The sequence below is a fragment of the Pseudomonas sp. Pseusp21 genome (genome assembly GCF_059492145.1).
Window position 1 is genome coordinate 2916638 of record NZ_CP168520.1, and the last position, 21207, is coordinate 2937844.

19 protein-coding genes are annotated in these 21207 nt (G+C 59.3%); 13 read left to right on the plus strand and 6 right to left on the minus strand.

Annotated elements, in window-relative coordinates:
• Window positions 1–104 precede the first annotated feature (104 nt).
• The 12 genes from ACEN93_RS13215 (at window position 105) to ACEN93_RS13270 (ending at window position 9484) form a co-directional block, all read left to right on the plus strand.
• The gene (locus ACEN93_RS13215) at window positions 105–566 is read left to right on the plus strand and encodes a GNAT family N-acetyltransferase (protein ID WP_039771887.1); all 462 of its coding nucleotides are present in this window, start codon (window positions 105–107) and stop codon (window positions 564–566) included.
• A gap of 227 nt (window positions 567–793) precedes the next feature.
• Window positions 794–1444, plus strand: a complete 651-nt coding sequence (locus ACEN93_RS13220; protein WP_074691601.1) for a DedA family protein — start codon at window positions 794–796, stop codon at window positions 1442–1444.
• Window positions 1445–1448: 4 nt separating this feature from the next.
• Window positions 1449–2261 carry a M90 family metallopeptidase gene (locus ACEN93_RS13225; protein ID WP_495611493.1) on the plus strand — a complete coding sequence of 271 codons (813 nt, stop codon included), beginning with the start codon at window positions 1449–1451 and terminating at the stop codon, window positions 2259–2261.
• 115 nt (window positions 2262–2376) lie between these two features.
• Window positions 2377–2904, plus strand: a complete 528-nt coding sequence (ppa, locus tag ACEN93_RS13230; RefSeq protein ID WP_007990564.1) for an inorganic diphosphatase — start codon at window positions 2377–2379, stop codon at window positions 2902–2904.
• 221 nt (window positions 2905–3125) lie between these two features.
• On the plus strand, window positions 3126–3863 hold the full coding sequence (locus ACEN93_RS13235; protein WP_495611494.1) for a S24 family peptidase: 738 nt from the start codon (window positions 3126–3128) through the stop codon (window positions 3861–3863).
• Between the two features lie 453 nt (window positions 3864–4316).
• On the plus strand, window positions 4317–4748 hold the full coding sequence (locus ACEN93_RS13240; protein ID WP_080770657.1) for a hypothetical protein: 432 nt from the start codon (window positions 4317–4319) through the stop codon (window positions 4746–4748).
• A 130-nt stretch (window positions 4749–4878) separates the two neighbouring features.
• Entirely contained in the window at window positions 4879–5799 is a 921-nt protein-coding gene (locus tag ACEN93_RS13245; protein WP_039771891.1) for a restriction endonuclease, read from the plus strand.
• A 185-nt stretch (window positions 5800–5984) separates the two neighbouring features.
• Window positions 5985–6566 carry a DarT ssDNA thymidine ADP-ribosyltransferase family protein gene (locus ACEN93_RS13250; protein WP_103385497.1) on the plus strand — a complete coding sequence of 194 codons (582 nt, stop codon included), beginning with the start codon at window positions 5985–5987 and terminating at the stop codon, window positions 6564–6566.
• Window positions 6563–7207 carry a type II toxin-antitoxin system toxin DNA ADP-ribosyl transferase DarT gene (gene darT / locus ACEN93_RS13255; protein WP_074691609.1) on the plus strand — a complete coding sequence of 215 codons (645 nt, stop codon included), beginning with the start codon at window positions 6563–6565 and terminating at the stop codon, window positions 7205–7207. Before ACEN93_RS13250 ends, darT begins: the two co-directional genes overlap by 4 nt.
• On the plus strand, window positions 7204–8289 hold the full coding sequence (gene darG, locus ACEN93_RS13260; RefSeq protein ID WP_490844069.1) for a type II toxin-antitoxin system antitoxin DNA ADP-ribosyl glycohydrolase DarG: 1086 nt from the start codon (window positions 7204–7206) through the stop codon (window positions 8287–8289). The genes darT and darG overlap by 4 nt, the downstream gene beginning before the upstream one ends.
• A gap of 187 nt (window positions 8290–8476) precedes the next feature.
• Window positions 8477–9034 (plus strand): hypothetical protein, encoded by a 558-nt coding sequence (locus ACEN93_RS13265; protein WP_039771897.1) that lies wholly within the window; start codon window positions 8477–8479, stop codon window positions 9032–9034.
• A gap of 15 nt (window positions 9035–9049) precedes the next feature.
• A complete protein-coding gene (locus ACEN93_RS13270) occupies window positions 9050–9484 on the plus strand; it encodes a hypothetical protein (protein WP_039772002.1) in 435 nt (144 codons plus the stop codon).
• A 23-nt stretch (window positions 9485–9507) separates the two neighbouring features.
• On the opposite strand, the gene ACEN93_RS13275 is transcribed toward ACEN93_RS13270, so the two are convergent.
• From ACEN93_RS13275 to ACEN93_RS13300, 6 genes are read right to left on the minus strand one after another with little or no spacing between them, the layout of a single operon-like run.
• Window positions 9508–10320 (minus strand): YfaP family protein, encoded by an 813-nt coding sequence (locus ACEN93_RS13275; RefSeq protein ID WP_039771899.1) that lies wholly within the window; start codon window positions 10318–10320, stop codon window positions 9508–9510.
• Between the two features lie 3 nt (window positions 10321–10323).
• Window positions 10324–11943: a DUF2300 domain-containing protein gene (locus ACEN93_RS13280; RefSeq protein WP_495611495.1), complete on the minus strand. Its 1620-nt coding sequence runs from the start codon at window positions 11941–11943 to the stop codon at window positions 10324–10326.
• Between the two features lies 1 nt (window position 11944).
• Window positions 11945–16510, minus strand: a complete 4566-nt coding sequence (locus ACEN93_RS13285) for an alpha-2-macroglobulin family protein (RefSeq protein ID WP_495611496.1) — start codon at window positions 16508–16510, stop codon at window positions 11945–11947.
• Window positions 16507–17172 carry a DUF1175 domain-containing protein gene (locus tag ACEN93_RS13290; RefSeq protein WP_039771902.1) on the minus strand — a complete coding sequence of 222 codons (666 nt, stop codon included), beginning with the start codon at window positions 17170–17172 and terminating at the stop codon, window positions 16507–16509. Before ACEN93_RS13290 ends, ACEN93_RS13285 begins: the two co-directional genes overlap by 4 nt.
• Window positions 17142–18854 carry a DUF2138 domain-containing protein gene (locus tag ACEN93_RS13295; protein WP_495611497.1) on the minus strand — a complete coding sequence of 571 codons (1713 nt, stop codon included), beginning with the start codon at window positions 18852–18854 and terminating at the stop codon, window positions 17142–17144. Before ACEN93_RS13295 ends, ACEN93_RS13290 begins: the two co-directional genes overlap by 31 nt.
• Window positions 18855–18905: 51 nt before the next feature.
• Window positions 18906–19697: a YfaP family protein gene (locus ACEN93_RS13300; protein WP_039771904.1), complete on the minus strand. Its 792-nt coding sequence runs from the start codon at window positions 19695–19697 to the stop codon at window positions 18906–18908.
• A 277-nt stretch (window positions 19698–19974) separates the two neighbouring features.
• Between ACEN93_RS13300 and ACEN93_RS13305 the strand changes: the two genes are divergently transcribed.
• The gene (locus ACEN93_RS13305) at window positions 19975–21108 is read left to right on the plus strand and encodes a Fic family protein (protein WP_495611498.1); all 1134 of its coding nucleotides are present in this window, start codon (window positions 19975–19977) and stop codon (window positions 21106–21108) included.
• Window positions 21109–21207: the final 99 nt, after the last annotated feature.

The window sequence follows — 21207 nt, forward strand, 5'->3', positions numbered from 1 at the left end:
TTGCCTTTCTGCGCCGGTTTCAGGCAGGATCGATGCACGGCCGCCCGGGTTTCCCATCGCCGTCAGAGCACGTGAAGACAGCCACTTGAAGGACGAGACCTACCATGCGGATTATCCAAGCGACCCTCGAACACCTGGATTTGCTGACCCCGTTGTTCGTTAAGTACCGCGAGTTTTACGGCTCCCTGCCCTATCCGGACTCGTCCCGGGCCTTTCTCGAAAAGCGCCTGCGACGCAAGGAATCGGTGATCTATCTGGCCCTGGCCGATGACGACGACAGAAAGCTCATGGGCTTCTGCCAGCTCTACCCGAGCTTTTCCTCGCTGTCGCTCAAGCGCGTGTGGATTCTCAACGACATCTATGTCGCCGAAGACGCCCGCCGCCAGTTGGTAGCCGACAACCTGATCCGCACCGCGAAGAAAATGGCCAAAGAAACCCAGGCCGTGCGCATGCGCGTCTCCACCAGCGCCGACAACGAAGTGGCGCAGAAAACCTACGAATCCATCGGGTTCAAGGAAGACACCGAGTTCAAGAACTACGTGCTGCCGATCAGCGAAGAACTCTGATCGCGAGGTGTCCTGCGGGGAGGGAGCAGACTCCCTCCCCAAAATGAATGCCAACCCGACATTTATTCACACCGACATCCCCCGCTACAAAACCAACGCGCTTTTCACCCCTCTGCCCGTATAATCCCGATCTTTCCGGCTTGTAAGAAAAACTACACCCGCTTGTAGGCTTACACGAAGTCATCCGCACAGGTCTGCCGAGTCAGGCCGTCACCACAGGTGCCTCCATGGATTTCAACCCGCTCGATCTTGTCCTGCATCTCGACGTTTACCTCGACCTGCTGGTGAATAATTACGGGCCATGGATCTACGCCATCCTGTTTCTGGTGATCTTCTGCGAGACCGGCCTGGTGGTGATGCCATTCCTGCCGGGTGATTCTCTGCTGTTCATCGCCGGCGCGGTCGCTGCGGGCGGCGGCATGGACCCGGTATTGCTGGCGGGCTTGCTGATGCTCGCGGCGATTCTCGGCGACAGTACCAACTACGTGATCGGACGAACGGCGGGTGAAAAGCTGTTCAGCAACCCGAACTCAAAAATCTTCCGCCGCGACTATCTGCAACAGACCCACGATTTCTACGACAAGCACGGCGGCAAAACCGTGACCCTGGCGCGCTTCCTGCCAATCATCCGCACCTTCGCACCGTTCGTCGCCGGTGTCGCGAAGATGCCTTACCCGCGGTTCTTCGGCTTCAGCGTGTTCGGCACCGTTCTGTGGGTTGGCGGTCTGGTGACGCTGGGTTATTTCTTCGGCAACGTGCCGTTCATCAAGAAGAACCTGTCGCTGCTGGTGGTCGGCATCATCCTGCTGTCGCTGGTCCCGATGATTATCGGTGTAGTCCGCAGCCGCTTCGGCGGCACCAAAGCCCAATCGCACTAAGCCGATGTGGTCGCTGAGCGCCTGGCGCCGCCGGCGCATTCTGGCCAGGCACCCGATTGCCGACGAACTGTGGCAGCGGGTGCGCCATCACCTGAGTTTTCTCGATGGCATCACGCCCGCTGAAGACCAGTGGCTGCGTGAAGCCAGCGTGCTGTTCCTCGAAGACAAACACCTGACCGCCCTGCCCGGTGTCGAGCTGCACCAGGAACAACGCCTGCTGCTCGCTGCTCAGGCGCAGTTGCCGCTTTTGCATCTTGGCGATCTGAACTGGTATCAGGGTTTCCACGAAATCGTCCTCTACCCCGACGATTTCCTCAGCCCCCAGCGCCATCGCGATGCCAGCGGCGTCGAGCATGAGTGGGACGGCGAACACAGCGGCGAAGCGTGGCAACAAGGGCCGATCATCCTCGCCTGGCCCGGCGTGATGGCCAGCGGTGGCTGGGAAGGCTACAACCTGGTGATCCACGAGCTCGCACATAAGCTGGACATGCTCAACGGTGACGCCAACGGCCTGCCACCTCTGCATGCCGACATGCGGGTCAGCGACTGGGCCGAGGTGATGCAGGCGGCGTACGACGACCTCAATCGCCAGCTCGACCGCCATCCTGACGCCGAAACCGCCATCGACCCGTATGCCGCCGAGAACCCGGCCGAATTCTTCGCCGTCACCAGCGAGTACTTCTTCAGCGCTCCGGATCTGCTGCACGAGGCTTATCCACAGGTGTATGCGCAGCTGCAGCTTTTCTACCGCCAGGATCCGTTGACCCGCCTGAAGCAACTTCAGGCCAGCGACCCGGTCTATCAGGCTCACGAGTAAAGGTCTGCACGACTTCCGGTACATGGCGTCCACGGCAGAATATGCCTATAATCGCCGCCACTTTTTGGTCAATCCGGCCAAGTGTTTTTTGGTCAACTAACGGGGGCAACGCCCAATGAGCTATAGCAAGATTCCGGCTGGCAAAGACCTGCCGAACGACATCTACGTCGCGATCGAGATCCCGGCCAACCACGCGCCGATCAAATACGAAATCGACAAAGACAGCGATTGCCTGTTCGTTGACCGTTTCATGGCCACCCCGATGTTCTACCCGGCCAACTACGGTTACATCCCGAACACCCTGGCTGACGACGGTGATCCCCTGGACGTGCTGGTCGTGACCCCTTACCCGGTTGCTCCAGGTTCGGTGATCCGCGCGCGTCCGGTCGGCATCCTGAACATGACCGACGACGGCGGCGGCGATGCCAAAGTCATCGCAGTCCCACACGACAAGCTGTCCCAGCTGTACGTGGATGTGAAGGAATACACCGACCTGCCAGCCCTGCTGATCCAGCAGATCGAGCACTTCTTCGCGAACTACAAGGATCTCGAAAAAGGCAAGTGGGTGAAAATCGAAGGCTGGGCGGGCGCAGACGCCGCCCGCGAAGCGATCACCAAGTCGGTTGCTGCCTACAAAGGCTAAGCCTCACGACCTGCGACACGCTTGAAGAAAACCCCGGTTGATCCGGGGTTTTTTGTGCCTGCCCGAAAGGCGCTTAAACAGCTTGTTTATGTCGGCCTACAGAAAAGTTTTAGTGTGTGTAATTTCCCACAAGGACGTCTTACATCCCGTCGCAAAATTTGCCCTGATTTTGAACGCAAGGTTTATTCAAACCGCTCTAGGCCGGCCGTAGACTCGTGTTTATGAGAAAGAACACTAGCGGTCCAAGATTCAAGGCACTCCTGGAAGCTGCGAACATCACCACCACGGGATTCGCAAAGTTCTGGGGCACGGAAGCCCAAAACGTTCATAACTGGTACACCCGGGGCGTACCCGCGTACCGCCTGGAAGAGGTCGCACGCCTGCTGTCCGTCAACAGCCAATGGCTGAAGACCGGCGAAGGCCCGAAGGAGGCCCCGCACCTGCATGCAGCCGGTACCACGCTGGATGCCCAAGCGATCCAGGGTATCTATACGGTGATCGAATCCAGCGACATCGAACTGCCCCTCTACAAGGAAACACCGACCGCCCCCGGCTCCGGCAAGACCCACGTCATCAAGGACCCGGAACAAACCATCCGCCTGCCCCGCAGCCACCTCGAAGCCCTGGAAATCCGCCCCACCGACGCCATCTGCACACACATGATCGGCAACAGCATGGCCGAGAAAATCGAAGACGGCTCCACCCTCGCCATCGACCGTGGCCTCACCCAGGTGGTGGACGGCGAAATCTACGCCATCGAACATGACGGCATGCTGCGCATCAAATACCTGCACCGCATGCCCGGCAACGCCCTGCGCCTGCGCAGCCACAACAGCGCCGAATACCCGGACGAGATCTTCCGCGCGGCGCAAATTGAGGAACAGCGGATTCATGTATTGGGGTGGGTGTTCTGGTGGTCGACGCTGGGCAAGCGGCGGCCGGTGGTGCCGTTTCTCTGAGCCAGCTTCTGTCGTGAGGGGCAACCGGCCCGGATAGTCGGTACAAATACGGGATTTTTCCTGGATAGAACGCTCTATCCCGCACTTCGCACTGGGAATCCCCAACAAAACTCAGTATCCTGCGCCCCACATTCGCGCATCGACCCGCCAAGCGGCCCAGATGACGCCTGACGCGGCAGACCACTGTCTGACCAAGTCCCGCAGCCGGACGCAAGATCCGGATGTACGTTTTGAAGGCTGGCGCGGTTTACCAAAAATAAACCAAGCCAGTCCCCGAGAAGCCGGCCACAAGCCGGCTTTTTAATGCCTGCTGAAAAACCGGCCGGGGGTCGGTTTACGGGCAGAGCGCTGTGTAATGGTGCTTGCACAACTCATCGCATAACAGAGCCCCACCTGCTGGAAGCGACGGCAACTTAGATTGCTCAAGTCACCCCACAAGGACGTTCAACATTGATGCCCAAAACCATCACTTCAAACATGAAATCAGTTGGCCTGACAGCTGCCTCGTGCCTTTGTCTTTCAGGATGTGTTGGAGCAATCGTATCGCTCCCGGAAAAAACAACCGTCAAGACAGACGCTTACAAAGCGCAAAGCTATCGATCAATCACACCGCAAATCAGCAGAACGGTCACGTCGACGCCTACACGGGAATGGTGCGGGATCACCGTTTGGGCACTGATCATTCCGGTGCCATTGAAACTACCGGTGTGCACATCGTATTTCGAGCAGTCCTTCGGCAACGACGAGTTCGGAAACGAAGCCGTTCTGCTCGACTCGCAGCAAAAAGTCCCATCCCCTTTCTACGCTTGCGGCCCATTCATGATGTTGGGACCGATCGTTCATGGTTACCAAGGCAATGCGCTTTGCGGTGTTTTTGCGGATTGATGGTGAAACTGACATAGCGACTTACGCTTTCACCTGCAGACGCTTTAGTCGCGAAGCCCTCCATATCCACCGTTGATTTACAATCGCCATCCGATCGGCACGAAAACACTTTCAGCACAGGGATGCGCCCATGTCCGTTCCAACCTACGATCAGTTCATTGAGCCGATCCTTCGCTTTCTCGCCACAAAACCCGAGGGTGCAATCGCTCGGGACGCTCATGAATCAGCAGCAAAAATGCTGCAACTGAGTGAAGCTCAGCGCGAAGAACTGATCGCCAGTGGTCAGGCTACCTACAAGAACCGATCAGGCTGGGCACACGATCGACTCAAGCGCGCAGGTCTTTCCAGCAGTGCCAAACGCGGTTATTGGAAGTTGACCGACGCAGGCGTGCAGTACGCCAAGGAGCATGCATTTCCACTGTCGACCACGGATGTGGAGCACATAGCAATCGGCTACATGAATGTGAAGCTGAAAGTCGCGCCTGACGCCGAGCCACTGGATGACCAACCAAATGTGGAGCCCGATCTAGCCTCCGCCACCGAGAGCCCCGACGACCGACTGGAGCGAGCGCTTAAGGAATTACGCGATGCCACGGCGGCCGACCTTTTGGACAACTTGCTGCAAGTAAGCCCTAACCGTTTTGAAGTAATCGTGCTGGATGTTCTTCATCGCTTGGGTTACGGCGCCAGTCGCAACGACTTGCAACGTGTCGGAGGTTCCGGTGATGCCGGCATCGACGGCATTATCTCGCTCGATAAATTGGGGTTGGAGAAGGTTTACGTACAGGCCAAGCGTTGGCAGAACACGGTTGGCCGACCTGAGTTACAGGCGTTCTATGGCGCGCTCGCAGGACAAAAGGCCAAGCGCGGTGTGTTCATTACCACCTCTGGTTTTACGGCGCACGCCGTCGACTTCGCCAAATCGGTGGACGGTATTGTGCTGGTAGACGGGACGCGACTGGTGCATCTGATGATGGATCATGAGGTGGGCGTGACATCGCGTTTGTTGCGGTTGCCGACGCTGGATCGCGATTATTTTGATGAAGAGTGAGTTCGGGCGTGTTGCTGCTTGACCCTGCTAACCAATTTCCTTAGTGGGCTTGTGGCCAAAAGTGATGGCACACTAGAATCACAGCGATTGTTCTACCAACCCCTACGGATCGAGGGTTACATCAGCACGGGGCGAGGCCGGAACTGAATCCAGTTTAGGTTGATGTGCAGGTCAAGGAGACCACTATGGCGGACGTTAAAAGCATCAAGGATCAGAAGCTTCTCTACCATCTCACTTCAGTTGAAAACCTGGATGGAATTTTCAAGGATGGTTTGAAACCTCGCGCTGGCCTCTCGGGTTTCAAAGACGTCGCAGATGCTGAAATCCTGAAAAAGCGGCAGGCTCTGCAGCTCGACAATTACGTGCCCTTCCACTGGTTTGCGAAGAATCCATTTGACGGAAGCGTCCAGCGCAACAGGCCAGAGGCCCAATTTGTACTGATCTCGGTCTACAGATCAACGGCCAGGCAATACGGCTGGAAAATCATTCCACGCCACCCGTTAGCAGGCGACTCAATACAGCTACTTGATTACGAACAGGGTTTCGAAGCCATCGAGTGGGATGTCATGAGCAGTCGCGATTACCTGGACCCTCATTGCAAAAGCATCTGCATGGCCGAGTGTCTCGCACCGGGGGTTGTTAAACCTGAGGCCTTCTTCAAAATCTTTACCCCCAGCGAAGAAGTCGATGCACTTTGCGTAGCTAAATTGCAGGCAGCGGATGTTAATGTGCAGACCAGCGTGAATCAGAGAATGTTTTATCAATGAACTACACCAGCCTGAATCCAGAGAAAGCTCTGATTTGGCGTATCGTCCATCGCGATAACCTGCCCTGGATTCTGGACAACGGCCTGCATTGCGCAAACTCGGAAGTACAGGCACCTCATTACGTGAACATCGGCAACGTCGACTTGATCGACAAGCGCCGTTCCCGTCAGGTGCCTATCGCACCCGAAGGCGTCCTGGCCGACTACGTGCCCTTCTATTTCACGCCCTTCTCGGTGATGATGCAGAACATCCACTCCGGGTGGAGCGTGCAGCAACGCAGCAATGACGAGATCGTCATTCTGGTCTCAAGCCTCCATCGCGTTGAAGAGCTCGGCCTACCGTTTGTCTTTACAAACGCACATGCCTATCCGAGTTGGACAGACTATTACAGCGATCTGGCGAATCTCGACCAGATCGATTGGACTATCCTTCAACGGCGCGACTTCAAGCGCGATCCTGATGACCCTCGTAAAATAGAGCGTTATCAAGCGGAAGCGCTGATCCACCATCACTTACCGATTACGGGACTACTGGGCATCATGTGCCACACCGATGCAATGAAAGAACGCATAGAACAAGACGTCGCCGCTCGAGGCCTGACGTTGTCTGTCCATGCGCGTCCCAAATGGTATTTCCAATGATCAGATTTACCCAAGGCAACCTGCTGGAAGCCAAGACCGAAGCCCTCGTCAACACGGTGAACACCGTGGGCGTGATGGGAAAAGGCATCGCGCTGATGTTCAAAGAACGCTTTGCACAGAACTATCGTCTGTACGCAGCGGCGTGCAAGGCCAAGGAAGTTGAAACCGGCAAGATGCACGTGACCGCCACCAACGAACTTGAAGGACCTCGCTGGATCGTCAATTTCCCGACCAAACGTCACTGGCGTTCACCTTCGCAAATGGCCTGGATAACAGAAGGTCTGCACGACCTGCGTCGTTTTCTAATTGAGAATGACGTGAAATCCGTCGCTATCCCGCCACTGGGTGCTGGTAACGGTGGATTGAGGTGGCCTGAAGTCCGCGAACAGATCGTTGAGGTTTTGGGGGATCTGGATGTCGACGTGCTGGTGTTCGAGCCGACCAATCAATATCTGAATGTCGCCAAGCGCAACGGTGTAGAGACGCTCACGCCGGCCCGTGCCCTTATCGCTGAACTGGTTCGACGCTATTGGGTGTTGGGCATGGAATGCAGTCTGCTCGAGATTCAAAAACTGGCTTGGTTTCTTGAGCGGGCAATTGAAAAACTTCCAAGTACAGAGAACCCGCTAAACCTGAAATTTATCGCTCATAAATTCGGGCCATACGCCAATCGACTGGAGCATCTGCTCAACAATCTGGATGGTAGCTATCTACATTGCGACAAGCGTATCAGTGATGCGGAAATCACCGATGTGATTTGGTTTGATCAAGATCGCAAGGCTTTTTTGCAGACCTACCTAAAGACTGAAGCCAGGGAATATTCCCAAGCTTTAGAGCGCACAGCTGAATTAATCGATGGCTTTGAATCCCCCTTCGGAATGGAATTACTCGCGACCGTCGATTGGTTGCTGATTAAGGAAGGGGTTGTTCCGACCGTTTCTGCGGTACGTGAAGCACTGAGAAACTGGGACGGCGGGGGTGGAGCTGCGGTGCGCAAAAATAAACTATTCGATGATCAAGCTCTTGAAATTGCGATTAATCGCCTGATCTCCAGCAGTTTCAGCCCGAAAATAGCGGCCTGACGCAGACAATAAATGCGAGTTTGCCTGTCCGCTTGGCACGTGCAATGAGTAGACGGCTCAGGCGATTATTGAACCATCGCAATAAGCCATTAGCACATCCGCCCTAATTGCCGCTCACCCAACCTCGCCACTAAATTTCCATTCTGTTTTTGTGCATTGCAAAAGCACCAAGGAATGGAGCAACACCATGTCGTTTTTCAAACTCAATCAATCCCTTGTTCTAGTAACCGCACTTCTGACCGCCACTACTTGCGCGCAGGCAGAAGAACCGAACCCCGTCGGTGACTGGTGGATCATTTACGGCAACGGCATTCCCAACAAGAACATCATGTATGTAGCCGACAGCACTTCAGTCGTGCCGTCGAACCATACCAAGGGTGCGAAATTGGTGGCCGTGACGCTGGTGTATGAAGAACCCGGCAAACCGATGATCGATGCCTACAACCTCGAAGTGCAGTGCTCCACGAACAAGGTCCGCTTTCTTAATGGGCAATCCATAGATCGCATTGCCTACATGATGCGGCACCTGAAAGTTAACGACCAATGGCAGCAGCCGAAGGAGTTCTGGGTACAACGCGCCGCCGAGTTTGTTTGCTCCCCCGCTAAAAAGGACATGATCGCGCTGGGCAAGATGGAGCCCTTGCAGATGATTCAGGGCATGCAACAGATGTTCTTCAAGCTGGCACCGATTCAGGAGAAGGGGCAGATGATGGATAACCTGGATTCGATCCTCGGTAACAAGTAAGCGGCGGAACGCATGATGAATCAATGGACTAAAACGTTACTGGCGGTCCTGCTGACACCCACACTATTGCTGCTGCATGGCTGCCACCTGATTGCTCAGTCTCGATGGGAAGGGCGCGATGTCCAGGAAGCACTCGACCTGTTCGGCAAACCCGACTCGATGAAAAAACAGACCGGTGCCAACGGTGAGAATCTGGCGGTTCTCACCTGGTTCAAATCCTCCAGCTGGACCACTACAGAAGCGGCCGGGACTTCAATGAACCATACCGGCAACGGCATGGTTTACACCGAGTACTACGAGACAGTCGGTCACAGTTCGGATTGCAAACTGGAGGCCACCGTCAACAAAGCCAAGAAGATCGTGCTGTTCAGGATTGAAGACGGGAAGATCATTCACGGGAAGTGCATCAACGTCCCGTTCGTGCCCGGCTATATTCCGCCCGGCTTCTAATGCATCCCTGAGCAGGCTTCTGCTCAGGGATAACTAAACGACTTCACCAACGTCAATTCCCCCACCGCCCGCATCGGCACCAGGAACGTCTCCATCTTCTCGCTAGGCGTCCCCTCCTCCGTGATCACCGTCACCTGCGCCGTAGTCAGCGGCTGCACCGCCTCTTCCCCACCCTCATCATCCCCGCGATACCCACCGCCAAAATAATTCACATACACCAGATACTGCCCCTTGATCGGCGCCGGCATGGCGAAGATTTCCGGGCCGTAACCGGTGGTCACGTCGACGTCCAAAGCCGCACCGTTGGGGGCGACCCGATCGCCATACCAGATGTGCGCGCCGTCTGGCGTGATCAGATGCAGGTCGAGGTCAGTGCCATCACTGTCCCACGCCAGCAACACCCGCAGTTTCGCCGGGGTAGCGCCGCCGCTGGTGTTGAGAAATTGCGTGCGGTGCCGTTGCTGGCCGTCCGGGCTGCGCACTTCGACGCTGTTGCTGCCGTTGGGGAAGGAGAACGGGCGGTCGAAGCGGCCGCTGTCGTCGATTTTCAGCGGCATGCTGACGCCGTTGACGATCAGGCGGCCGGGCTCTTTGTTTTTTGGTGTGGCTTTGATTTCGCCGCTGATACGGGCGGTGTTGGCCTGGCCGATCGGTGTGTTCACCGAGGAGGCCGGGTAGTTGACGGTCTGGCGGAAGCTCTCGCCCTCGCCTTCGGGCGCGCCACTGCGCCAGCCGCCGACCGGGGTGTCGAGTTTGACGCTGTCGGCAGCCATCGCCATTGGCAATGCATTAAGCGCGCAGAGCAACAGCAAGACCTGTGGATAACGGAGTGTCATGGTCTATTCCAGCAAAAGGTGACGGGCGAGCCCTTCGATATAGGTTTCATCCTGGCCGTTGGGGTGTGCTTCAAAGGCCAGGTGCAGGTATTCGTGAGTCAGGTCGAGGCGATCCTGCAAGGACAGCACGCCACGCACGTAGATGCGCTGGCGTTCGCGATCGACAAAGGGGCGACCGAAGGCGAGTTTGCAGACGGCGAACGTGCTGACTTCGTTGTAGCCGGTTTCGCTTTCCAGCCTCGGACGCCAGCCGCGCCGCTGTTTTTGCAGCCAGTCTTGGGCAGCAGGTAGCGCTTCGCAGGACGCCACCGGGTTGTCCCAACGGCTCAGGCTGGCGCGCGGGTAGGCGTGCAGCAGAATCGCGTCGTAACGCTGGCCGGCATTGGCTTGCTCGACGGCTTGTTGCCAGGCCAGTTTGTCGGGGCCGGGTTGATCGGAGTGATAGGTGACGGTGCTGCCGGCCAATACCAGATCCGACGTCCATGCGGCGATGTTGCGGGATTCGGCGGAAGCAGGACGCGGTGCAACACGCTGGCGAGTGCTGCTGTCGTCGATGCTCAAACATTCGCCATTGCGCGTGGCGTTTTGCAGCAGATACGTGCGGATCGCCACGGCTAACGCTTTCGCGGCTTCGGCCGGTTCAGATTTGGCTTCACGCTCCAGCACACGGGCGACGTACTCCTCGCGATCCAGCCGGGCCACAAGCTTGTCGTTGAGCAGAAACAGTTCGCCGTCGCTGTGGATATCCAGCGCATTGCCGTTGGCGAATTCAACGCGGTAATCGCCCTGCAACGGGCCGGAGGTCACCGCTTGATTACCGGCCAGAACCCGCGAAACCGGATATCGCGAGAACAGTCCGACCTCAACACAACGCCCCGCTTCCGCCGGCCATGATGCGGGCAACACCGTCGCCAACGCAGCACCGTAATGCCGCAGAACCATCTGACTGGTGCCCCGGCCACCGGCCCAGATCGGTGAGCCATCCGCCGTCCATCCAGCGAACCCGCCCTGACGTGATTGCGGATCCTGATCGCCAAGCCAGCTCCAGGTTTTCACCCGCAAGCGTCCGCCAAGTTCACCGACGACATTGCCGTCCGCCGCGTTCAGCACCACGTCGAGCAGCACCCGACGCATCTGCTCCTGAGCCGGCAGCAAAGCCAGAACCTTCAGCAAGTCAGCCACGGAAACCCGAGTAGCCGGCTGCACCGATGGCAAATCCAGCAACCACGACGGCGCCCGTCGCGCCTGCCAATAGACTTTCCAATCGCCAGCAGTTATGCCCAACCGCGCCGGCTCGAAATACAGCCCACAGGATTTCACCAGCGCCTGATCACGCTCGATCTTCCCGCCCGCGCTGCAGCAATAAACCTCTTCCTTCGACTGCCCACGACATTCATAAGCCGGTTCCCGCGCACCGGTATCCACCAGCCACGCATAAACGAACACCTTCCACAGACTGCCCAGCGGTGTCTCCAGCGAAGAAGGCAACGGCTCGCGAGCAGTCAGTTGTGTGGTGTTCAGCGACAGCAACTCACCCTTGTAGGCCACGCGCAACGGCTCATCCTGCGCCGTCGCCAGCGCAGGAATCACACACATCAGCAGCCAGACCAGCAGCCGGGTCATGTCAGTTGACCGTGACCTGACCGAGGGCCGCTTTCGCTTCGCGGGCTTGATGCTGCGGCGCGTAGACCTGAGTGAAACGCACCGGCGGCAGGTTGAACTGGCCCTTCTGCGAGAACCGCACCAAATGGCGCAGACGCAATTCGCCGCTCAGCGCATCCACCGGCACCGCGTAAGCCAGTTGACCCGGTTCGAACCGTGCTTTTTCCAGCGCGGTCGGTTCGGTGCCGTCCTTGCCCTGCAACTTGATACCCCACGTGGTGCGCTCAACATCGGCGCCCGGCGGCAGCGGCACTTCGAGCATGCCGTAGCGCAGCGGTTTCGGTGCCTTGCTGGTGAGGATCACCTCGTCCAGATACAGGCTGTCGCTGGACAGCGGTTTAGTGCCGACCGGCTCCAGTTTGAAGGTGAAGGCTTCGTCACCCGGTACCAGACGTGACAGGCGACGAGTGATGGTCACCGCCATCGGATCGACCGCCGGTTGCTGGGTCTGGAAGCTCAGCGCGGCACGCAACGGACGCTCCTGAGTGCCCGACACCGTCAACACGCTCGGCACCGGCGCAGTACCCTGCCACGTCCAGTACATCTCGCCGGTCGCGCCGTAGTTTTTCTTCCAGCCTTCGCCCGGAGCCAGCGCGATGGTCGGCGAGGCCTGGGCGATGCTGCGTTGCAGCCAAGTCAGCGCCAACGCACGGTCAAGGGTCGATTGCTGTGGCAACAGGCGTTGCAACAACGCTGTCGCACGAGCCTGATCGAACGGTTGCAGCGACAGGTTCAGCGCTTCGGCAAACGGCTGCGAACTGACCGACAAGCGCTGTTGCGCAGCACCCAACTGACGATTGAACGCGTCCGGCAAAGCAACTTTCGACTGGGTTGCCAACGATGCGGTCAAGACCCGCGCCGCCGCCAGACCGAGCGCCGAATCCGGATCGCCCATCACCAGACTGTCTTCGCCGTCGTCCATCAGGGTTTCGGCATTGCCTTCCCCGGCCTTGGCCAGATCCTCCAGCAAACCGCTGAGCAGCGTGTTGACCGGCAGATGCATCTGCTTGGCGAACGACAGGATCAGCGCCCGTTGCAGCAATGGCGTGTTCGGCGCCTGCTTGGCGTAGACCTCCAGCACCCGCTGCCAGTGCTCCGGCGGCAAGGTCAGATCCAGCACCTGACTGGCGTTCCAGTCGGCGTAATAGGCGTAAGCGGTGAGGAACGCATCCGGCTCGCCATCGAAACCCCACCAGGTGAAGCTCGCTGACGGCCCGGCCATTTGCACCAGGCGCAGACGGCTGTTCTGCATGATCAGGCGCAAGCGGTCGCGGATCTGCGGGCTCGACGCCAGCGACGGATAGGCGATGCTCAACGGCAGCAAGCGGCTGGCGGTCTGTTCGACGCCGCCGTACGGATAGCTGAGCAGATCGTCGAGGGCCGAACGGAACAGCGCTTGCGGACTGTCATCCAGACGCAGGCGAATATCGGTGGCGTCTGCCGGCAGGCTCAACGGCGTGTCGCCGCTGGCCACATCGAGGCTCTGGGTCTGCGTCACTTGCCAACCTTCACCGGTCGCAGTCAGGCGCACAGCCAAGGCATCGGCGGTCTTGCCGTCCTGCACCAGCTCGGCGGTCCATTCGCCGGTGGCCAATGCGAAGGCCGGCAGCGGCAGGTAGTTGATGCCGTTGTTGAGGGTCACCGGCAGGCGCTGTTCGGCGCCGGCGTAGTGAGTGACCAGTTCAGCCTTGACCGGTTTTTCGGCCTGGCTGAAGGCGAACACGCCGAGTTGCGGCTGATCGCCCTTGCGGAATTTGCTCGGCCCGCTCCACTTCAGATACAGCGGTTTTTCCGAGCGCACGAACTGCTTCCTCTGCCCGACCTGACCGTCATCGGCAATCGCTCGCGCGGTGATGCGCCAGCGGGTCAGCGAGTCCGGCATCTTGAAGGTGAAACGGGTTTTGCCGTCAGCGTCGGTCAGCAATTCCGGCTGCCACGCAGCGGTATCGACGTCTTCGCGACGCGGCCGCTCCAGCACTTTCACCCCACGCTCGCTGCGGTTGGCTTTGCCCGGTGCGCCGGGGCTGCCCGGCAGCGCCACGTCGTAGCTGATGAACGACAGGCTGGCGCTGGTGCGCACGTTGTTGCGGCGCGGGTGATAGAAGAACTGGTCGATGGTCGGCGCGACTTCCGGTTGCAGCGCATAGACCATTTCGTCGACCACGCTGACCGTCAGGTGGGCCGGCACTGCCTTGCCGGCGAACTGCGTGGTCAGATCGACCGTCACGGTATCGCCCGGCTGATAGGTGTCTTTGTCGGTCTTGATCGCCACGTCGATCTGCGGCGCAACAACCTTGATCCCGGCGTTCTGGAAGCTGTACTGACCGCCCTTGGTGTACAGCACGGAGAACGTCAGGTTCGGCGCGAAATTGTCCTTCACCGGAATGCGTGCGCGGTATTGGGTATCGCTGAGCTTTTCCAGTTTCAGCCAGTCGCCGCCCTTGGCCAGCAGCGCGGTGGCTTCGACCTTGTCACGTTCCAGCGACAGCAGTGCATCGCTGACCGGCTCCGGGAAGGTGATCAGCGCCAGCGCTTCATCGCCGGCCTTGTACTCGGGTTTGTCGAGGACGATTTCCACGGTGCCCGGCACAGCCTTGACGCCGTCGCCGGTGACCGAATGACCGGTCGCACCCAGCACCCGGCCGTGCTGATCTTTCAGCGACAGGTTGTAGGTGCCCGGGCGATCGAAAGCGACGCTGAAGCCTTTGTCCTTCGCCGCCAGTTTGCCTTCGCCGGTGGTCTGGTCTTCGAGGCGCACCCAGCTGTAGCTGCTCGGCACAACGGCCTGCGCCTGTTCGCTGCCACCCTCGTTGGCGTAGCTGAACGCAACTTTGTCACCGACCGCGCTGAAACGCTGCGGCGCGCTCAGGCGGAAGCTGGCGGCGCCGCGGTCGATGAGGATTTCCTTGGTGGTCTTGACCCGATACGCCGCGCCGTCGCTGGCAAACACGGTGAGCATGTAGCGGCTCGGTTTGTCGGCGGCCGGCAGGTCGAGGGTCGCGTTGCCCTTGCTGTCGGTGGTCAGTTCGGTGCTGGTCAGCTCCACCGGGAATTGCCCGAGGTATTGCAGCTCATTGTCGACCATCGACAGTTGCTGGGCGCGCAGGCTCAGGGTCAGCTTGGCGTTGGCCACCGGTTTGCCGTCCGGGTACAGCAGCACCAGGCTGCCCTTCACCGGCTCGCCCGTGCGGTAATCCTGCTTGGCCAGATTCAGCGAGATTTCAAAGTGCGGCTTGATGTACTCGGCCACACGGAACGCGCTGCTGTAGGCCTGATCCTTGTAGTTGAAACGCAGCTCGTAACCACCGGCCACGGCGTTGTCCGGCAACTGGAAACGGCCCTGGGTGCCGGCCTTGGAATCAAGTTTCAGATCGAGGCGCTGCAACTCGGTGCCGGTCGCATCGAGCACGCTGACATTGACGTCCGCCGCGCCCGGCAATACCGAATCCCGCGCGTTCTTGAATTCACGGCCGACGATTTTCAGCGACACCCAATCACCCGGGCGATACAGCGGCCGGTCGGTGAAGGCGTAGAGTTTGGTGTCGTAGATTTCGCTGTCGTAATAGAAGTTTTCCGAGACGAATACGCCGCCCTCTTCGTCCTCGCCGATCACGAACGAACGCTCGGGGCTGACGTGTTTCAGGCGCAGCAGACCATCGGTATCGGTGGCGCCGCTGCTCATCACGCCGAGGCCGTCGGTCCACAGCACGTTGACCTTCGGCACCGAGCTGCCTTCGTGTTTGCGCGCGGCCCACACCAGCAATTCATCACCGGCAATCTTGCTCACCGCAACGGTGTTGGAAACGAAAACCATGGTGGTCGCGCGGTACTTGCCAATCAGCGCTTCGACCAGATACAGGCCCGGTTTCAGATTGCCCAGCGGGATGTAGACGTTACCCGGCGCAACGCTGACAAACTCGCTGGAAGACCCGGCCAGACTGACGCCGGTCGGCGGCTGGATCGGCTTCGCTTGCCACAGCGGATAACGGAACTGGCTGACCACCGGCAGACCCGGAATCAGGGCGAACTGCGGTTGCGCGTCGTACGGCGTCGGCGCGGCGATGGCATTGCCCATCTTCAGCTCCGGCACTTCCTCGGTGACTTGCTGGCGCGACTCGTAAGAGAACGCACGCTGCATCACCCGACGGGATTTGCGGTACCAGTTGTCCCACAGGTACGCCAGGGTGTTCGACAGGCCTTCACCCTTGAACTGGCCGTCGCTGACCACGCGGTGCAGGTTCTTCTGGCGCTTGAGGAAGTCCAGCGGCTTGTCGATCTTGTACACGCGGATATCGGCGCCGCCGTACGGTTCCATGCGGAAACGGCGATAGTCGCGACCCGGTGCTTCGAGGCGTACCACCGCCTGTTCGTCGGCGGCGAAACTGCTGTCGGCCAGCAGGAAAAAGCTTTCACCGGACACCGGCGTGTAGCCGCTTGGCTCCACGGTGTCTTCGGCATTGACGGCCGAAAACGGCAGGGTCAACAGCAACAGAAAAGGCAGTAAACGCAGCATGCGGGCACCGGTCATTGGGAGAGAAAGTTCAGTCGATAGACGCCGATGAAGTTGGGGTTGGCTGCGTCGGGTATCCATCGGGTGTCCTTCCATGTCATGAGTTGCTGCAGGCTTGCCGAACGCATGCCGTTGTCGGTTGGGGTGGTCGTGCCGGTGTGATAGGCGATGTAGCGGCCCATCCAGATCATCAGGTGCTGGTCGTCGCCCTGATCGAAAAACATCAGATCGCCGGGCCGTGCCTGGGACACGTCGCGGCCGATCAGATGGCTGTTGAACTGAATCAGTTTGATCGCGTTGACGTACGGCCCGACCTTGCCGCCGCCCTGCTGCCATTGCTGGGCGAGCTTGCGCTGATCGGCGCTCAGGTCCAGCTCCGGCGGCAGGTAGCGGTTGGACACGCCATTGCTGCGCAGCCATTTGTCGTCGTGGACTTTCAGCGCTTCGTTGGCGGCGAAACGCACCAGTCCCGCGCAGTCCTGCTGATACCAGCGCGGGCTCGGGCCTTTGCTCAATTGTTCCTGGGCGATGCGCACGAACCAGGCACGAAACACCTGGGACTGCTGCGGATCGAGGGCCGGAGCCTCAACGGCTCGGGCACCGGCACTGAGCAACAACGCCAGCAGGCCAAGGCTGCGAATCAATGCAGTCACAGCGCTTTCCACTCCAGCGGCAGCCATTGCCAGTGACCGTCAGGCTCGCTGCCTTCAGGCAGGGTCAGAGCGTATTTGCCCATGCCGCCGAGAGTGCGCAGTTTCGGGATCAGGTAGGTTTGCGCGGCGTTGTAGAACACCGGCTCCATGTCCTGCGGCAGGCTGTCGAGGGTTTCCTGCTGGATCAGTTGCGCCATCGAATCCGGGCCGAAGTAGATCGGCATCAGCACGTCTTTGGGCAGTACGTCGGCCATCGGCGGGAAGCGTTTGTCGAGGGTGCCGAGGGCCTTGTCGACCAGTTTGTCGTCGAGGGAAAACAGCAGCGTCGAACCGTGGCGCGCCAGGCTGACTTTCATGAACGCACGGCCGGTGATCGCGTCCGGATTCTCGGCATCCTTGGCCGCGTAAGGGCCGAAGTTGGAACTGACCTGACGCTGCCAGAGGTGGCTCTGGCCTTCCTGCTTCTCGACCACCGGGAACGCGTGTTCGTCGACCTTGCCTTCGTAGGCGCCGACCATCGAATCGAACAGCGTGCCGATATCTGCGTCGAGTTTGCCGTTGTCTTCGTCGTTCAGACTGGCCACCAGCAACGGCGTGTACAGCCGCGAATCGGCGTACCAGCACAGACCCGCCGCGCCGGCCACGTGTTCGGTGAGCTTTTGCGCCACGGCTTCTTCGGCGCCGAGTTTCACCAGCAACGGTTTTTGCGGTTCGGCGGCCACCGGCAAGGTCACGCAGGCGCTGGCGCCCAGCGGCATGGCTTGCCAGACCGGTTTGAAATCGAAGTCCGGCTGGTTTTCCAGCTCATCCATGGCCAGAAAGCTGTGCCAGCCCTTGTCGTCCATGTCGAAACGCAGGCCGGCGAAGTTCGGGATGAAGCGCTGGTAACCCATGGCCAGGACGCTGGAATTGACCGACAGCCGCTGCTTGGTTTCCGGCGTCTTGGCCGGCAATCCGAACGCTTCGGGGAACAGTTTTTCGCCATTGAGCAACGCCGCCAGCGCCTGCGGCGAGACGTGACCGGAGTCCTCCGAAACACCACTTTCCGGGTCGTAGAATTTGGCCGGATTGGACAGCACCACCAGTTTGTCGCCACGGGAGGCGAACAACAGGGATTTGCCGGCGTTGTAGGTCAGCTGATACAGCGGCACTTCGTCGCCGCCAGCTTTCAGGGTGCTGAGCACGCTCAGTTGCGAATCATCCAGGGCGACTTTCGCCAGCGGCTCCAACACCTTGGCCAGTCCGCCGCGATCCATCACCAGCAGGAAATCCTTCAGGCGACCATCGGCGCCACGCCACAGCGCTACATCCGCCGGTTGATCGAAGAGTTGCTCGATCAGGCTGTCCTGCAGCTTCAGGTCATGCTCGTAGATGATCCGCCGCAGACTGCCGATCAGCCCGAGACGATCGGCGTGGGTTTCGTAATAGAAGACGAAGTCCTCGGTGAGCGTGGCCTTGAGGAACGGCACCGTCAGCAGATCCTTGGGCAACTGGCTCAGGGAGCGGGTTTCCAGCAGCGCGTCCGGGCGGCTCAGGCCGAGCTTGTCGCTGGCCAATTCCGCCGGCGGCGCCTTCGGTTTGTGCATCAGCCAGCCGAGCCCGCCCGCCACGCCGGCCACCAGGCACAGCCCGACCGCCAGCAACGGCCAGCGCCGGGAAGGTTTGGCGGCGGGCGCATCGGTAGCCGGGGTCGCAGTGTTATCGCTCATCTTCTCGCTCATGTTCCCAAAGCTCGGCAGTTCATCCGTGGTGCGGGATGCTTAATAGTTGAAAGTCTTGACCAGCAGCAGATCACCGATGGCCCGCAGGGGCACGATGAACGTTTCGCGTTTTTCGTCGACGGTGTTTTCGTTGAGCACCAGCGTGATCTGCGAGGTGATGACCTCGTTCTGGTTGCTGGTCTCCTCGAAGTTATAGCCGCCGTTACCGAAGTTGCCCCAATAGTTGACGTAAACCAGATAGGTGCCGTGCAGCGGCGCGGTCATGGTGAACATTTCCGGGCCGGGGCCGTCGACGCCGTCCGGATCGAGGCCGCCGCCGTTGCTCATCGCCGGGCGCGCCCAGAAGGCGTGCTGGCCGTCAGGCGTAATGACGTGCAGGTCGAGTTCGGCTTTAGGGTCGTCCCAACCGAGCACCACGCGGATCCGCGCCGGCGTGCGCAGGTTATTGGCTTCGTAGAATTGAACGCGCTTGAGCGACTGGCCGTCGGCGCTGATCACTTCGACGCTGTTGGAGCCGGCGCCGAACGCATACGGCCGGGCGAAACGGCCCTGGTCGTCGGTGTACAGATTAAGTGGATTGCCATTCACCGCCAGGCTGTGGGGCGGGCGCAGATGCCCGATCGCCTTGAGCTGACCCTGGATCATTGTGCGATTGCGCTGGATGCCTCGATCGATGGGCGGCGTGGGATAGGCGACCTGCGGGTTTTCCGTGCGGTCGAGCAGCCCGTGATAGCGCCAGCCGCCCACCGGCTCCGACAGCTCCGCGCTCGGCGCTGCCAGCAGCGCGGGCGCGCAGGCCAACCCGATCAGCAGCAAAAGAAGTGAACGCATGTGATGCCTCCTGCCATGCCTGAACGAAACCTTGCACCCGATCCTCGGCGCTTCACAGTGGGCGTTACTGCGTTTCGTCTGAAAGACCCGTGACTGTCGGGTCGTAGAAGGCGCGAAGGTTAGCGATTCGGCAGTTTTTTAACAATCGGATACATCTGGATTTGCGGTAGGAATCACGGCGACCAGTGGACGATGAGCCGATTAGGCGTCATATTCGGCTCACGAAATGAGCCGAATAGCGTTTCCAATCGGCTCACGCACTCAGGATCAGCAATTAATGGCGACTCACTGGATCTGGCAGCAGCCTGATTGGCCCGACTTCAACTGGCAGGCGGAATGCCTGGCACCGTTGTTGCGCGAGTGTGTTCAGGCACAAGGTCAATTGATGGGCATGGCGGGATCGGTGAGCCATTCACTGAGCGCGCAGACAGAGCTGGACGCTTTGCTGCAAAACATCGTGACCTCCTCGGCCATCGAGGGTGAGCAGTTGAATGTCGCATCCGTGCGATCTTCGCTGGCACTGCGCCTGGGGCTGGAATTACCCGATGGCGACAAAGTCAGTCAACGCAGCGAGGGGCTGGCGCAGCTCATGCTTGATGCGACCCGGCGCTTCGCCGAACCGCTGACGCTGGAGCGTCTGCTGGAATGGCATTCGTGGCTGTTTCCAGAACAGGAAAACGGATTCTTCGCGCGCGCGATCAATGTCGGCGCTTTACGCGGCGATGAGTCGATGCAGGTGGTTTCAGGGCGAATCGACCGCCCGACCGTGCATTTCGAGGCGCCACCGCGACAAGGCCTCGAGCGACAACTCGACAGTTTTCTCAAATGGTTCGACGCCAGTCAGCATCAGGCAGGCCTCGATCCTTTGCTGCGAGCAGGCATCGCGCATTTCTGGTTCGTCACCTTGCACCCGTTCGATGACGGCAACGGGCGCCTGACTCGCACCCTCACCGATCTGGCATTGGCTCAAGGCGAAGCGCAGGCCATTCGTTTTTATGCGATGTCCGCCAGCATTCTCGATGATCGTGCGGGCTATTACCGGATTCTCGAATCCAGCCAGAAAGCCACGCTGGACATCACCGACTGGCTCGCATGGTTCCTGCAAACCCTGCTGCGCAGTCTGCAACAGGCCATCGCGCGGATTGAAAGTGTGTTGGGAAAATCACGCTTCTGGCAGGCGCACCGGGAATCCGAGCTGTCGGCGGAGCAGATCAAAGTGCTCAATCGTTTGCTCGACGGTGGTGAGCGCGGTTTCGAGCACGGTATCAGTGCAGCGCAGTATCAGTCGGAAACAAAACTGTCCAAGGCCACAGCAACCAGGCATTTGGCTGAATTGGTCAAGAAAAAATGTTTGAAACGGACAGCCGCAGGAGGGCGGAGCAGTCGCTACCAAATCAACTCTCCAGACTGAGCGCGCTGCCAAGCATTATCCAGTTTCAATTCAAGATTTCGACTGGAGCTCAATGTCATCTCATGGTCAACTACGGCCAGAAAATCCGTCGGCAAGGAC

Excerpts from the sequence above, each read along its gene's own strand:
- ACEN93_RS13275 (WP_039771899.1), bottom strand. The coding sequence starts at position 10,320 with ATGACACTCCGTTATCCACAGGTCTTGCTGTTGCTCTGCGCGCTTAAT.
- ACEN93_RS13250 (WP_103385497.1), top strand. The coding sequence starts at position 5,985 with ATGGCGGACGTTAAAAGCATCAAGGATCAGAAGCTTCTCTACCATCTC.
- ACEN93_RS13220 (WP_074691601.1), top strand. The coding sequence starts at position 794 with ATGGATTTCAACCCGCTCGATCTTGTCCTGCATCTCGACGTTTACCTC.
- ACEN93_RS13225 (WP_495611493.1), top strand. The coding sequence starts at position 1,449 with ATGTGGTCGCTGAGCGCCTGGCGCCGCCGGCGCATTCTGGCCAGGCAC.
- darG (WP_490844069.1), top strand. The coding sequence starts at position 7,204 with ATGATCAGATTTACCCAAGGCAACCTGCTGGAAGCCAAGACCGAAGCC.
- ACEN93_RS13245 (WP_039771891.1), top strand. The coding sequence starts at position 4,879 with ATGTCCGTTCCAACCTACGATCAGTTCATTGAGCCGATCCTTCGCTTT.
- ACEN93_RS13285 (WP_495611496.1), bottom strand. The coding sequence starts at position 16,510 with ATGACCGGTGCCCGCATGCTGCGTTTACTGCCTTTTCTGTTGCTGTTG.
- ACEN93_RS13270 (WP_039772002.1), top strand. The coding sequence starts at position 9,050 with ATGAATCAATGGACTAAAACGTTACTGGCGGTCCTGCTGACACCCACA.
- ACEN93_RS13305 (WP_495611498.1), top strand. The coding sequence starts at position 19,975 with ATGGCGACTCACTGGATCTGGCAGCAGCCTGATTGGCCCGACTTCAAC.
- ppa (WP_007990564.1), top strand. The coding sequence starts at position 2,377 with ATGAGCTATAGCAAGATTCCGGCTGGCAAAGACCTGCCGAACGACATC.
- ACEN93_RS13240 (WP_080770657.1), top strand. The coding sequence starts at position 4,317 with ATGCCCAAAACCATCACTTCAAACATGAAATCAGTTGGCCTGACAGCT.
- ACEN93_RS13215 (WP_039771887.1), top strand. The coding sequence starts at position 105 with ATGCGGATTATCCAAGCGACCCTCGAACACCTGGATTTGCTGACCCCG.
- ACEN93_RS13295 (WP_495611497.1), bottom strand. The coding sequence starts at position 18,854 with ATGAGCGATAACACTGCGACCCCGGCTACCGATGCGCCCGCCGCCAAA.
- darT (WP_074691609.1), top strand. The coding sequence starts at position 6,563 with ATGAACTACACCAGCCTGAATCCAGAGAAAGCTCTGATTTGGCGTATC.
- ACEN93_RS13280 (WP_495611495.1), bottom strand. The coding sequence starts at position 11,943 with ATGACCCGGCTGCTGGTCTGGCTGCTGATGTGTGTGATTCCTGCGCTG.
- ACEN93_RS13235 (WP_495611494.1), top strand. The coding sequence starts at position 3,126 with ATGAGAAAGAACACTAGCGGTCCAAGATTCAAGGCACTCCTGGAAGCT.
- ACEN93_RS13265 (WP_039771897.1), top strand. The coding sequence starts at position 8,477 with ATGTCGTTTTTCAAACTCAATCAATCCCTTGTTCTAGTAACCGCACTT.
- ACEN93_RS13290 (WP_039771902.1), bottom strand. The coding sequence starts at position 17,172 with ATGGCTGCCGCTGGAGTGGAAAGCGCTGTGACTGCATTGATTCGCAGC.
- ACEN93_RS13300 (WP_039771904.1), bottom strand. The coding sequence starts at position 19,697 with ATGCGTTCACTTCTTTTGCTGCTGATCGGGTTGGCCTGCGCGCCCGCG.